Consider the following 13,099-nt stretch of genomic DNA (forward strand, 5'->3'; position numbering starts at 1 on the left):
TATGGCATCCGCCTCGCAACACCGTCTGCGCAAACGTATGCTGAAGACCGGCCATTTCATCGGCCTCTTCCTTGCGATGTGCGTGATCTGCATCCCCGGCCTCTGGGTGGTGCTGAACTCTTTCCGCCCGACGGTCGAGATCATGGCGAAACCGCCGGTCTGGATCCCGAATGAGCTGAACCTTGATCATTACCGCGCCATGTTCGGCGGCGCGGGGCAGGGCGGTATCCCGGTCTGGACCTATTTCACCAATTCTCTGATCATCTCGGTCACCTCGACCGTGATCGCTTTGCTGGTCGGGATGGCGGGGGGCTATGCTTTTGCCCGCTACAGGTTCAAAGGCAAGGCCATGACCTTTGTCATGCTGATGGCAACGCGTGCCGTGCCCGGCGTGGCGCTGTCGCTGCCCGTGTTCATCATCTTCGGCCGGACCGGGCTGATCGACACCCATCTCGGCATGATCCTCGTCTATGTCGCGATGAATGTGCCCTTCACCATCTGGCTGATCGACGGCTTCTTCCGCCAGGTGCCGAAAGAACTGGCCGAGGCTGCCGAGATCGACGGCTGCACCCGCTGGCAGGCCTTCTGGAAGGTGGAGTTCCCGGTCGCCCGCGCCGGCATCGCAAGCGCCGGCATCTTCGCCTTCCTGACCTCCTGGAACGAATATGCCCTGGCCTCGCAGCTGACGCGGTCGGTGTCGTCCAAGACGATGCCGGTCGGCCTTCTCGACTTCACCTCGCAATTCACCCTGAACTGGGGCGGCATGTGCGCCCTTGCGGTCCTGATGATCATCCCCGCGCTGATCCTGACCTTCCTCGTTCAGAAACATCTGATCGCCGGCCTGACCTTCGGCGGCGTGAAAGGATAAGCCATGGCCCAGGTCCATCTGAAAAACGTCAAGAAAAGCTATGGCGCGCTGGATGTCGTGCATTCGATCAACCTCTCGATCGCTGAGGGCGAGTTTGTCGTCCTCGTCGGCCCCTCGGGCTGCGGCAAATCGACGACCTTGCGCATGGTTGCGGGGCTCGAGGATATTTCCGGCGGTGAGATCGTGATCGGCGACCGCGTTGTCAACGACCTGCCCCCGCGCGAGCGCAACCTCGCGATGGTGTTCCAGAATTACGCGCTTTATCCGCATATGACAGTGCGCGAGAATCTCGGCTTTTCGCTGAAAATTGCGAAGAAATCGCAGGCCGAAATCAATAAGGCGGTGGATGAGGCGGCTGAAATCCTCGCGCTGACGCCTTTGCTGGATCGCAAACCCGGCGCGCTTTCCGGTGGCCAGCGCCAGCGTGTCGCAATGGGTCGCGCCATCGTGCGCCACCCGGATGTATTCCTCTTTGACGAGCCGCTCTCCAATCTGGACGCCAAACTGCGCACCCAGATGCGGGTCGAGATCAAGAAACTGCATCAGAAGGTCGGCTCGACGGTGATCTATGTCACCCATGACCAGATCGAGGCGATGACCCTTGCCGACCGCATCGTGATCATGCGCGATGGTCATATCGTCCAGGTCGGAACGCCGCTTGATGTGTTCGAAAACCCGGTCAACACCTTCGTCGCGACCTTTATCGGCTCGCCGCCGATGAACCTGCTGTCAGGTGTGGTGAAGGGCGATCAGCTGGGCCTCTCGGATGGCACAGTGATCCCGCTGCCGCCGGGGATGAAACTGGCGGATGGGCGCCGCGTGCAGCTTGGCATCCGCGCCGACAATATCATGCCCGAGGGGCACGCGCTGCCCCCCACCGCCCATATGGCGCATGTCGATATGAAAGTGACCCTGTCCGAGCCGCTCGGGACCGAAACAGTTGTCTATGCCCAGCTCGCCGGCAGCGAGATCCAGGCCAAGATGCTGAACCCGCGCCCGCTTGTCCCCGGCGAAGTGCTGCGCTTTGGCATCGCGCTCGACAAATGCCACCTCTTTGATGCTGACACCGGCCTTAATCTGAAAGCGTGAGCCATGGCGAAACTCATCCGGGCTGAGGCCTTTATCGTTGACCTGATCCCAAAGGTGAAACGCACCGATGCGATCCAGTCCTTCAAGAGCCAGGAGACGGTTTTCGTCCGCCTGACCGATGCCGATGGCGCGTCGGGCCTTGGCTACAGCTATACGATCGGCGATGGCGGCCATTCCGTGCTGGAACTGCTGCGGCGCAGCTTCCTGCCCGCGCTGATCGGGCGCGAGGCGGGCATGATCGAGGCGATCTGGCGGGATCTGCTGTTCCTCAGCCATGCGACGGCCGTCGGCCCGATCATGGCGCTGGCACAGGCCGCGATTGACACCTCGCTCTGGGATCTGCGCGGCGTGAAAACCGGCCTTCCGCTGCATGTGATGGCGGGGGGCGCGAAATCCTCGGTGCCGATGTATTCGACAGAGGGCGGCTGGCTGCATCTGGAGCCGCAGGCGCTGGTCGATGATGCGCTGGCCATGCGCGAGGCAGGGTTCCGCGGATCGAAAATCAAGATCGGCAAACCCACGGTTGCAGGTGACGCCGCCCGGCTGGAGGCGGTGCGCGCCGCGCTTGGTGATGATTACGAGATCATGACCGATGCCAATCAGTCGATGACCCAGCCCGAAGCCTCGCGTCGCCTCGACCTGTTGGAACGCCTGAACATCGCCTGGTTCGAAGAACCGCTGCCCGCCGATGACATCGCGGGTCATGCCCGCCTGACGCGTCAGTCCCGCGTGCCGATTGCGGTGGGCGAGTCGATATATTCCCCGGGCCAGTTCGCCGATTACATCCAGGCCGGGGCCTGTGGCATCGTCCAAGCCGATGTGGCGCGGATCGGGGGCATCACGCCCTGGCTCAAGGTCGCCCATATGGCCGAAGCGCATAACCTGGCGATCTGCCCGCATTTCCTGATGGAACTGCATGTGTCGCTGGTCTGCGCGGTGCCCAACGCGCCCTGGCTGGAATATATCCCGCAGCTCGACGATATCGCGGCCCCTATGGCGCGCGAAGGCGGTCTTGCGCTGGCCCCGGTCGCGCCGGGGCTGGGCATTGACTGGGATCATGAAGCGATTGCGGCCCGGGTCACGGAAGGCTCGCATCTGATCATCACGGAGGCGCAGTCATGACGCGCTACGCCTCTGTCATCGGCCTCTCGGATGAGGGCAAGGCCGAGTATAAGCGCCTCCATGCCGCCGTCTGGCCTGCGGTGCTGGAGAAGATCTCGGAATGTCACATTTCGAACTATTCGATCTTCCTGAAAGAGCCCGAGAACCTGTTGTTTTCCTATTTCGAATATTCGGGCACCGATTATGAGGCCGATATGGCGAAGATGGCGGCCGACCCGGAGACGCAGAAATGGTGGGCGGTGAACAAGCCGCTGCAACGCCCGCTGGACACGCGCGCGCCCGGCGAATGGTGGGCCGGTATGTCGGAAATCTTCCATCATGACTGAGCTGATCCAGAGCATCACTCCGCCGAAAACCGCGCTGCCGATTGTGATTTTCGGTGCCGGGTCTATCGTGTCTGATGCGCATCTGCCCGCCTATGCAAAGGCCGGTTTCACCGTGGCGGGGATCTATGATCCCGACACGGACAAGGCCCGCGCGATCCTGCCGCCGGGGGCTGTGGCCTATGGTTCGCTGGCCGAGGCGACCGCGGCCGGTACCGGCGCGGTCTATGACCTTGCGGTGCCGCCCGCCGCTATTCCGGCTGTGTTAAATGCTCTGCCTCAAGGCGCCGTGGCGCTGATCCAGAAGCCGATGGGGTCTGACCTTGCTGCAGCCGATGAGATCATCCGGATCCTGCGCGTCCGCAAGATCCGGGCGGCGGTGAATTTCCAGCTGCGGTTCGCGCCGATGAGCCTTGCGCTGAAAGATGCGATCGCGAAGGGACTTCTGGGCGAGGTGGTCGATTTCGACGCCTGGCTCGCGCTGGATACGCCCTGGCATCTCTGGGCCTTCCTGAAAGATCTGCCCCGGGTCGAGATCCTGCTGCATTCGATCCATTATCTTGATTTCGTTAGGGATATTCTGGGCAACCCGGATGGGGTTCACGCGAAAACCATGGGGCATCCGACCTCTTCCGTGTCGAATACGCGGTCCTCGATGATCCTCGATTACGGGCAACGCGCCCGCGCGAGCCTCTCAATCAATCATAACCACGCCTTCGGCCGCCAGTTCCAGGCCTGTGAATTCCGCATCTGCGGCACGAAGGGCGCGGCTTACCTGAAGCTCGGCGTCAATCTCGATTACCCGAAGGGCGAGCCGGATGAATTCTGGCTCAACACAGATGGCGAATGGCGGCAGATCCCGTTGATCGGCAACTGGTTTATCGAGGCTTTCGTCGGCCGGATCACGCAGGTGATGCGCTTTGCCACCGGCGAAGACGCTGAGCTGCAAGGCAGCGCCGAAGATGCCTGGCACACAATAGCCCTTGTCGAGGCCGCCTACCAATCCAGCGCCCTTCCGGCGCATCCGATCAGGACTTCTCCCGATGCTTGAACAGGTGAAATATTACGAGGATTACGAGATCGGCGAGGCGCGCGACACGGTTGGCCGCACCATCACCGAGACCGATTTCGTCGTTCATGCCGGCCATTCGGGCGATTTCTTCCCGCATCATCTGGACGCGGAATTCTGCAAGACACTGCCCTTTGGTCAGCGCATTGCGCATGGCACGATGGTCTTCACCATCGGCGTCGGCCTGACCGCGACGATCATCAACCCGGTCGCGTTTTCCTATGGTTACGACCGGATGCGCTTTGTGAAACCCGTGTTCATCGGCGATACGCTCCGCTCCAGGGTCGAGATCATCGGCAAGGAGCTGATGGAAAAACGCCCCGGTTTTGGCCGCGTGACCGAACGCCTCATCGTCACCAAACAAACCGGCGAGACCGCGCTGGTTGCCGACCATATCTATATGGTGGAGTGCCGGAAGTGACTGAAAAATCGTCATTCGGGCCGTTCCTGCTCTTGTCCGGCAAAGACAATGTGCTGGTCGCCCGCGCGAATTCGCCCGAGGGGCTGGTGGTTGCGCTGGAGGGGGGCGAGGTCCGCCTCAACCGCCCGATTCCGATGGCCCATAAGATCGCGCGCCACGACATCGCGGCAGGTGATGTGATCCTGAAATACGGCATGCCCATCGGCATCGCGACCGGGGCGATCCGCGCGGGCGAGCATGTCCATGTCCATAATATCCGCTCGGCCTATACGCCCACGCATATGTTGCAGGACGCCGATGGCCGCAGCGCGGGGGTGTCATTATGAGTGAGATTCAGGCCTTTTCGCGCGAGGATGGCCGCAAGGGCATCCGCAACACGCTGGTCGTGGCCTATCTGGTGGAATGCGCGCATTTCGTCGCCTCGGAAATCGTGCATCAGTTCCGCAATACGGCCCATGAAGGCGAGGTGCAGCTGATCGGTTTCCCCGGCTGCTACCCGAATGAATATGCCGCGCAGATGATGGAAAAGCTCTGCACGCATCCGAATGTCGGCGCGGTGCTGTTCGTGTCTCTGGGATGCGAGAGCTTTGACAAGGTGCGGGCGGCCAATGCGGTGGATGCCTCGGGGCGCCCGGTAAAGACGCTGGTGATCCAGCGGGCGGGGGGGACGCGCTCGACCATCCAGGCGGGTGCCGACTGGATCCGCCAGACGCTGGCGCAGATTTCCGAAGTGCCGCGGGTACGGATGGGGGTTGATGAGCTGATCATCGGCACGGTCTGCGGTGGTTCGGACGGGACATCCGGCATTTCCGGCAATCCGGCGGCGGGCAAGGCCTTTGACCTGCTGGTGGCCGAAGGGGCCGCCTGCATCTTCGAGGAAACCGGCGAGTTGATCGGCTGCGAAGAAATCATGGCCGAACGCGCGATAACGCCCGAGCTGGGGAACCTGTTGCGCGAAAGCGTCCATAAGGCCGAGCGCTATTACGCCACGCTGGGCTATGGGTCTTTCGCGGCCGGTAACGCGGCGGGTGGGCTTTCGACCATCGAGGAAAAATCGCTCGGCGCCTATGTCAAATCCGGTGACAGCCCGATTTCGGGGCTGATCAAACCCGGTGATGTGCCGCCCCGTGGCGGGCTTTACCTGATGGATGTGGTGCCCGATGGCGATGTGCGCTTCGGCTTTCCGAATATCTCGGACAATGCCGAAATCGTCGAGATGATCGCATCCGGCGCGCATATGACGCTGTTCGTGACCGGGCGCGGCTCGGTCGTGGGCTCGGCGATTTCGCCGGTGATCAAGATCTGCGCCAACCCCGACACCTATCGCAATCTCGCGGAAGACATGGATGTCAATGCGGGCGACATTATCGAAGGGGTCCGCTCGATCCCCGAAGTCGGCCAGGAGATCCGTGACCTCGTGGTCGCCGTGGCGGCGGGGAAACAGACGAAATCCGAAGAACTCGGCCATCGCGAGTTCATCCTGACCTATAAGACATTTGAGCCCATCGGCCCGGCCTGCCTGCCGGGCGCGGCCTGAGGAGAGACATGATGCAAAGACTTGCGGGGAAACGCGCGCTGATCACGGCGGCCGGGCAGGGGATCGGCCGCGCCAGCGCCGAACGTATGGCCGCCGAGGGCGCCGAAGTTATCGCGACCGATGTGAATGAGGGCCTTGTGGCGGAACTGGCGGGTCTGCCGGGGATCACCGCGAAAGTGCTGAACGTGCTTGACCCGGGCGCGATCACCGCGCTGGTCGCTGAAATCGGGCCGGTCGATATCCTCTTCAACTGCGCGGGCGTCGTCCATAACGGCACCGTGCTTGAGGCGACTGAGGCTGAATGGGATTTCGCCTTTGACCTGAACGCGAAAGCGCAATTCCGCATGATCCGCGCCGTGCTGCCGGGGATGATCGCGAAGGGGAATGGCTCGATCATCAATATGTCCTCGGTCGCGGGGCCGAAAAAAGGCCCGGTCAACCGCGCGGTCTATTCCGCATCCAAGGCCGCCGTGGTCGGCCTGACCCGCGCCGTGGCCGCCGATTACGTGGCCCAGGGCATCCGCTGCAATTCGATCTGCCCGGGTACTGTCGACAGCCCCAGTCTGCATGAGCGGCTGAAGGCCACCGGCGATTATGAGGGCGCGCTGAAAGCCTTTATCGGCCGCCAGGCGATGGGGCGGCTGGGCCGGGCCGATGAGATCGCGGCACTGGTCTGCTATCTGGCCTCGGACGAAGCAGGCTTCACCACGGGGACCGAACATGTCATCGACGGTGGCTGGACCACCTGAGCGAAGGAGCTGCTATGAAACTCGTACGTTATGGCGCGCGTGGCGCCGAGAAACCCGGCCTGATTGACGAGGACGGGAAGCTGCGCGACCTCTCCGGCCATGTGGCTGATATTGCGGGCGATGTGCTGGCGGATCTGTCGGTGCTGGCAAAGATCGACCCGGCCACGCTGCCGCTGGTTGCGGGCAATCCGCGCCTTGGCGCCTGTGTCGGCCAGACCGGCAAATTCATCTGTATCGGTCTGAACTATTCCGACCACGCCGCCGAAAGCGGCATGGCGGTGCCGCCCGAGCCGGTGATCTTCGCGAAATACACCTCGGCGATTTGTGGGCCAGATGATCCGATCCTGATCCCGCGCGGATCGGACAAGACCGACTGGGAGGTCGAGCTTGCGATTGTGATCGGCAAACGCGCGAAATACGTCTCGGAAGCCGATGCGATGGACCATGTCGCAGGCTACTGCGTCTGCAATGACGTCTCGGAGCGCGCCTATCAGATCGAACGCTCGGGCCAGTGGTCCAAGGGCAAAAGCTCGGACAATTTCGGCCCGATCGGCCCCTGGCTGGTGACGCGGGATGAGGTCAAAGACCATGACAAGCTGCATATGTGGCTGAAGGTGAATGGCGAGACCATGCAGGACGGCTCGTCCGCGACCATGGTCTATAAGATCCCGTTCCTGGTCTCTTACCTGTCGCAGTTCTTCACGCTGCATCCTGGCGATGTGATCTCGACCGGCACCCCCCCCGGCGTTGGCCTTGGTATGAAACCGCCGCGCTATCTGAAGGCGGGGGATGTGGTGGAACTGGGGATCGAAGGCCTCGGCACCCAGCGTCAGATCTGCGAGAACGATGCGTAAGAAAAGGGGGCGCTCGCGCCCCCTCTGAGCCTTTCAGGCTCATTCACCCCCTGAGGATATTTAGAGACAGAAAATAGCAAAGTGGCGCCTGTTTCTCATTTTCTGTCTCTAAATATCCTCGGGGGGAGCGCCGTCAGGCGCCGGGGGGCAGAAAGCCCCCCGCTCCGGCCTCAGCCTGAGGCGGCGAATTTCAGACACATGGGTGTGCCGATCTCAAGATATATGCCGCTGTCTGACAGGGCCCCGCTTTCACCATCGCGCCTCAGCACGCTCACCCGGTCGGAATTCTGATTGGCGACGAGGAGATGTAGCTCCGAAGGCGTCAGCGCGATATTTCGGGGTGTGGAGCCGCCGCAGCTTACCAGATGTCGTGACCCGAACCTGCCCGTTGCCGGATCGACCCCGATCTGTACGATGCTGTCATGCCCGCGATTGGCGCCATAGAGAAAGCGGCCATCTGAGGAAATCCGGATATCCGAGCAGTGATTGCCTGCCAGGGCGTCATCCGGAACCGTATGGCGGTGGTCTGTTTCAGAGAGCGCGCCCGTGGCGTCATCCCGGTGGTATGAGGTGATCGAGGAGTCGAGTTCATTGATTACAAAGAGGAAATGACCACAGGGGCTCAGCGCCATATGTCTTGGGCCGGAGCCTGGGCGGGTGGGGGTGAGCGACAGTCGCTCCGGTCTGCCAGCCGCGTCGATCCGGTAGCTCACGAGCGCGTCCATTCCCAGATCGGCGACGATCAGCTGTCCGTCGGCGGTTTCGGCTACGCTATGGGCATGCGCGCGTTCCTGGCGGGCAGGGTCCGGGCCCTGACCCACATGCGCCGCAGTACCCACCGCCGGCGAGAGGCTGCCATCCTCGCAGATGTCGAACACCACCAGCGACTGGTCTGGTCCGCCTTCTCCCACGGTATAATTCACCACGTAAAGCCGCCTGCCATCGCGCGAGATCAGGCTATGGGCGGTGATGCTGCCAAGGCCTGGCTGGGTGTTCAGGTAAGTCAGGCGCTGGTCCCTGTGGTCATAGCGCAGCGCGGTGACCAGCCCCTCGCGCCATTCGGCCACTTCGGAACTGGCATAGATATGGCGCCCGTCCGGCGTGACCGAAAGGAAGGTCGGATTGTCGATCCCAGGGAAATGCGCGCGCGGCGCGAAGGTCAGCAGTGATTCGTCAAAGGCAAAGACATGGAGCCCGTCACCGCGCGCGCCCTGAAAATAGGGGGTCTCGCGGTTCAGGGTGCCGATGACCAGAAGCAGTTTCGCGGCCATTTCTTTCCTCCCTTTGAAATACGGCCTCGCGCTGGTTCCTGCGCGGGCGTATTCCATATTTAAAATCTTATGTTGTCAGTAAACCCCGTTGACCTCTTCGCGTCAATTCGTAGCATCGCAGTGCAGGATTTCACAGGTAAAACCATGAGTGACATTGAAGACGAGGGCCGCTACCGGGCGCCGGCGCTGGACAAGGGGCTCGACATGATCGAACTGCTGGCGGCACGCGAAGAGGGGATGACGCTGAAAGACATCGCCACCGCGCTCGGGCGGTCCCCGACCGAGCTTTACCGGATGCTCGACCGGCTGGCGCGCAGGGGCTATGTCTCGCGCCATGGCGACAGTTATCAGCTGACGATGAAGCTTTTCCTGATCGCCCATCAGCGCCCGCAGATCCGTCGGCTGATCGCGCAGGCCATGCCGGCGATGCGGCGTTTTACCAATGTGGCAGAGCAGGCCTGTCATCTGGTGAAATATGACCGTGGCGATCTGGTGATCATCGCTCAGGTCGAGGCGCCGGGCTATTGGGGTGTCACCATCCGGGTCGGCGCGCAGATCGGGCTGGTGAATTCCGGCTCGGGGCATGTGTTCCTTGCCTTCGCCTCGCCCGAGGAAAAGGCGCTGATGTATGAGGAGCACGAGCCTATGCCCTATGAGGTTGCGCCGCCCGGGCTGGAAGAGCGGCTCAAAGATGTGCGCCGTCAGGGCTATGAGTCGATGGAAAGCCAGCAGACCCCGGCCGTGGCCAACCTTTCGGTGCCGATCCTCGGCGCCAATGGTGCGGTGCAGGCGGTGCTGACCTGTCCCTTCGTGCGGCGGCTGGAAAACCCGAATGCGCCTGATCGCGACCGCGTTTTGCGGATCCTCGTGGAAACCTGTCGCGAGATTTCCAGCCCGGGCGAGGCGGCGGACTGACCGCTATCCCATCTGACCGGGCAAAAACATAAGGACGGACGGCCCTGATGGCCTGCAGCATCGGCCCCGGGGGCGGCGGTTAATTTTTTACGCCCCGCCTTAGCCCTCATAGAGCAAAGTGACGCCGGAGCGGTGCAGTCAGAGTCCCCCGGCCTCACCTTCAGCCTGCAGCCCCGCCCAGGATGTGACTGACCGTCTTGCTACAGAAGATCCCGAACCGGCGGTGCCAGTCACTTCGCAGTCGTCATGATGGCGCAATACCATGCAAGGCCCGCGCATCGTCGTGGCTGCCCGCCAGACGCAGCGCCATCCAGGCCATGATTCCAGCCCTAGGGCTTTCCTGTTGCTGTTGATGGGACGGTTTCAAAGGACGGTCAGGAAGGGCATTCGCCTGCATTTTTCGCAGCCTTTTCCGGAACCTGTTGCAGAGGCTTGCGGGGTGCGTTTGGGGGGGAGGGCGTTTTCAGGCTTGCGGCAATCTTCCATAAATGAAATTATCCTTTACATACGAAATGCCAAGTGCCTTTGGGAGGGGCGCGGCAGGGGGGGGAATCCATGACGACCGAGACCGTGACGCTGCCTCTTGAGGGGCTTGTCGTGCTGGATATGAGCCAGTTCCTCTCTGGCCCCTATTGCTCGCTCAGGCTGGCGGATCTGGGCGCGCGGGTGATCAAGATCGAGCGCCCCGATGGCGGTGATCTGTCGCGCCGTCTCTATCTGTCGGATACCGAGATCGGCGGCGATTCCACGATTTTCCACGCGATCAATCGCGGCAAGGAAAGCCTTGCAATCAATATGAAAGACCCCGCCGATCTGGCGGCGCTACGGAAACTCATCGGTAAGGCCGATGTGCTGATCCAGAATTTCCGCCCCGGCGTGATCGAACGCCTCGGCCTCGATTATGACGCGGTGCGCGCGATCAATCCGGCGCTCGTTTATGCCTCGATCTCGGGTTATGGCGATGAGGGGCCCTGGGTGATGCGACCGGGGCAGGATCTGCTGGCGCAGGCGCGCTCGGGGCTGATGTGGCTCAATGGCGATGAGGGGCAGGGGCCGGTGCCTTTCGGCCTTGCGGTGGCCGATATGCTGGCCGGTGCGGCCTGCTGCCAGGGCATTCTTGCGGGGCTTGTCAGGAAGGGCATCACCGGCAAGGGAATGCATGTCCAGACCTCGCTGATGGAGGCGCTGATCGACTTTCAGTTCGAGGTGCTGACGACCCATCTGAATGACGGTCGCCGGGTGCCGAAACGGTCGGAATACCGCTCGGCCCATGCCTATCTCTCGGCGCCTTACGGGGTTTATGAGGCAAAGGATGGCTGGTTGGCGATTGCGATGACGCCGATCGCGCGGCTGGCTGACCTGATGGGGATCGAAAGCCTCGCGCCTTACCGCGATGACCCGAAACTGGCCTTCTCGCAGCGCGATACGATCAAGCAGCTGATCGCCGACAAGGTGGCAAGCGCAGGCGTCGACCACTGGCTTTCGGTGCTGGAGCCGGCGGATATCTGGTGCGCCAAAGTACTCGACTGGCCGGAACTCCTGGCATCCGAGGGGATGCGCGTTCTCGACATGCTCCATACCGTGACCCGCGAAGATGGCGTGTCCATCGAGACGACCCGCCTGCCGATGCGGCTGAACGGGCACCGCCCCGCCAAACCCGGTGCGGCGCCGCTGATCGGCGCCCATTCCGCCGCCATCCGTAAGGAGTTCGGCCTGTGATAAAGCTTAAAGGCATGACCTGGAGCCATCCGCGCGGCTTTGATCCGATGGTCGCCTGCTCGGCCATCTGGGCGGCAGAGCGCGGCGTCGAAATCACCTGGGAAAAGCGCTCGCTCCAGGATTTCGAGAGTTTCCCGGTCGAAGACCTTGCCCGCGCCTATGATCTGATCGTGATCGATCACCCGCATGTCGGCCAGATCACCCGCGAGAACTGCCTGACCCCGCTGGACCTGCCGGGCCGCGAGGCCGATCTTGCTGCGCTGGCGGCCGGCTCCGTTGGCGCGAGCTTTCCAAGCTATACCTGGCAGGGCCGGCAATGGGCCTTTCCGATAGATGCCGCGACCCAGGTGCTGGCCTGGCGCCCGGATCTGATCGACGCGCCGCCCGCCAGCTGGGCCGAAGTGGTGGCGCTGGCGAAAGAGGGCCGCGTGGCATTGCCGCTGCGCCCGCCGCATTCGCTGATGTCGCTTTACACGCTTGCAGGCAATATCGGCACGCCCTGCCAGGTGACAGGGGAAGAGATCATCCCCCCCGCAACCGGCGCCGGGGTCTGGGAGATGCTGCGCGAGATCGCGGATCTGGTCGACCCGGCCTGTGCGGGCCAGGACCCGATTGCGGTTTTCGAGGAAATGGCGCGGCCTGAAAGCCGGATTGCGGTGGCACCGCTGATCTATGGCTATGTCAATTATGCCATTCCAGGGTTCCGCCCCCGGCTGATCCGCTTTGCCGATATGCCGGTCGCGGGCGAAAACGGCCCGGTCGGATCCGCGCTTGGCGGCACCGGGATCGCGGTCTCGGCCTTTTCCGGGGCCAGGGATGCGGCGGTGGATTTCGCGTACTGGATCGCCTCGGATGCGGTGCAGAAGGGGGTATTCGCAGCCTCTGGCGGCCAGCCCGGTCATGCCGGGGCCTGGCAGGATGAAACGGTCAACGCCGCCAGTTCGGATTTCTACCGCGCCACCCGGGCCACGCTGGAAGGCGCCTGGGTCCGACCGCGCCATGACGGCTATATGGCATTCCAGCACGCCGCATCGACCCGCATCACCGAAGGGCTGGCCGCGCGAGAGCGCGCCGGCCCTGTGATTGCCGATATCAACCGGTTGTTCCGGGAGAGTTTCTGACGGGGAGAGATCACCGCTGCGCCGGAACACACAATCCGGCC

General features: G+C 62.5%; 14 protein-coding genes. 13 read left to right on the forward strand and 1 reads right to left on the reverse strand.

Annotated elements, in window-relative coordinates; all coding sequences use genetic code 11:
* The first annotated feature begins 1 nt into the window (after nucleotide 1).
* The 10 genes from AC4FS3_RS13115 to AC4FS3_RS13160 are packed head-to-tail and all read left to right on the forward strand — an operon-like array spanning nucleotide 2 to nucleotide 8,032.
* Nucleotides 2-868: a carbohydrate ABC transporter permease gene (locus AC4FS3_RS13115; RefSeq protein WP_283178557.1), complete on the forward strand. Its 867-nt coding sequence runs from the start codon at nucleotides 2-4 to the stop codon at nucleotides 866-868.
* Nucleotides 869-871: 3 nt separating this feature from the next.
* A complete protein-coding gene (locus AC4FS3_RS13120) occupies nucleotides 872-1,957 on the forward strand; it encodes an ABC transporter ATP-binding protein (RefSeq protein ID WP_491020944.1) in 1,086 nt (361 codons plus the stop codon).
* 3 nt (nucleotides 1,958-1,960) lie between these two features.
* Nucleotides 1,961-3,079: a mandelate racemase/muconate lactonizing enzyme family protein gene (locus AC4FS3_RS13125; protein ID WP_491020945.1), complete on the forward strand. Its 1,119-nt coding sequence runs from the start codon at nucleotides 1,961-1,963 to the stop codon at nucleotides 3,077-3,079.
* Nucleotides 3,076-3,405, forward strand: a complete 330-nt coding sequence (locus AC4FS3_RS13130) for an L-rhamnose mutarotase (RefSeq protein WP_491020946.1) — start codon at nucleotides 3,076-3,078, stop codon at nucleotides 3,403-3,405. Before AC4FS3_RS13125 ends, AC4FS3_RS13130 begins: the two co-directional genes overlap by 4 nt.
* Nucleotides 3,398-4,453, forward strand: coding sequence for a Gfo/Idh/MocA family protein (locus AC4FS3_RS13135; protein ID WP_491020947.1), 1,056 nt, complete (start codon nucleotides 3,398-3,400; stop codon nucleotides 4,451-4,453). The genes AC4FS3_RS13130 and AC4FS3_RS13135 overlap by 8 nt, the downstream gene beginning before the upstream one ends.
* Nucleotides 4,446-4,892, forward strand: a complete 447-nt coding sequence (locus tag AC4FS3_RS13140) for a MaoC family dehydratase (RefSeq protein WP_491020948.1) — start codon at nucleotides 4,446-4,448, stop codon at nucleotides 4,890-4,892. Before AC4FS3_RS13135 ends, AC4FS3_RS13140 begins: the two co-directional genes overlap by 8 nt.
* Nucleotides 4,889-5,218 carry a UxaA family hydrolase gene (locus AC4FS3_RS13145; protein ID WP_171909523.1) on the forward strand — a complete coding sequence of 110 codons (330 nt, stop codon included), beginning with the start codon at nucleotides 4,889-4,891 and terminating at the stop codon, nucleotides 5,216-5,218. The genes AC4FS3_RS13140 and AC4FS3_RS13145 overlap by 4 nt, the downstream gene beginning before the upstream one ends.
* Nucleotides 5,215-6,429 carry a UxaA family hydrolase gene (locus AC4FS3_RS13150; protein WP_491020949.1) on the forward strand — a complete coding sequence of 405 codons (1,215 nt, stop codon included), beginning with the start codon at nucleotides 5,215-5,217 and terminating at the stop codon, nucleotides 6,427-6,429. The genes AC4FS3_RS13145 and AC4FS3_RS13150 overlap by 4 nt, the downstream gene beginning before the upstream one ends.
* An 8-nt stretch (nucleotides 6,430-6,437) precedes the next feature.
* The gene (locus tag AC4FS3_RS13155; protein WP_491020950.1) at nucleotides 6,438-7,178 is read left to right on the forward strand and encodes an SDR family oxidoreductase; all 741 of its coding nucleotides are present in this window, start codon (nucleotides 6,438-6,440) and stop codon (nucleotides 7,176-7,178) included.
* Between the two features lie 14 nt (nucleotides 7,179-7,192).
* A complete protein-coding gene (locus tag AC4FS3_RS13160) occupies nucleotides 7,193-8,032 on the forward strand; it encodes a fumarylacetoacetate hydrolase family protein (RefSeq protein WP_491020951.1) in 840 nt (279 codons plus the stop codon).
* Between the two features lie 170 nt (nucleotides 8,033-8,202).
* Here the strand turns inward: AC4FS3_RS13160 and AC4FS3_RS13165 are convergent, their stop codons facing one another.
* The gene (locus tag AC4FS3_RS13165) at nucleotides 8,203-9,303 is read right to left on the reverse strand and encodes a lactonase family protein (protein ID WP_491020952.1); all 1,101 of its coding nucleotides are present in this window, start codon (nucleotides 9,301-9,303) and stop codon (nucleotides 8,203-8,205) included.
* A 144-nt stretch (nucleotides 9,304-9,447) separates the two neighbouring features.
* Between AC4FS3_RS13165 and AC4FS3_RS13170 the strand changes: the two genes are divergently transcribed.
* The 3 genes from AC4FS3_RS13170 (at nucleotide 9,448) to AC4FS3_RS13180 (ending at nucleotide 13,058) form a co-directional block, all read left to right on the forward strand.
* Nucleotides 9,448-10,218 carry an IclR family transcriptional regulator gene (locus tag AC4FS3_RS13170; RefSeq protein WP_283178546.1) on the forward strand — a complete coding sequence of 257 codons (771 nt, stop codon included), beginning with the start codon at nucleotides 9,448-9,450 and terminating at the stop codon, nucleotides 10,216-10,218.
* A 555-nt stretch (nucleotides 10,219-10,773) separates the two neighbouring features.
* Nucleotides 10,774-11,937: a CaiB/BaiF CoA transferase family protein gene (locus AC4FS3_RS13175; protein ID WP_491020953.1), complete on the forward strand. Its 1,164-nt coding sequence runs from the start codon at nucleotides 10,774-10,776 to the stop codon at nucleotides 11,935-11,937.
* Nucleotides 11,934-13,058 (forward strand): ABC transporter substrate-binding protein, encoded by a 1,125-nt coding sequence (locus AC4FS3_RS13180; protein ID WP_491020954.1) that lies wholly within the window; start codon nucleotides 11,934-11,936, stop codon nucleotides 13,056-13,058. Before AC4FS3_RS13175 ends, AC4FS3_RS13180 begins: the two co-directional genes overlap by 4 nt.
* The last annotated feature ends 41 nt before the right edge of the window (nucleotides 13,059-13,099 follow it).

The organism is Pseudogemmobacter sp. TB195, assembly GCF_058313095.1.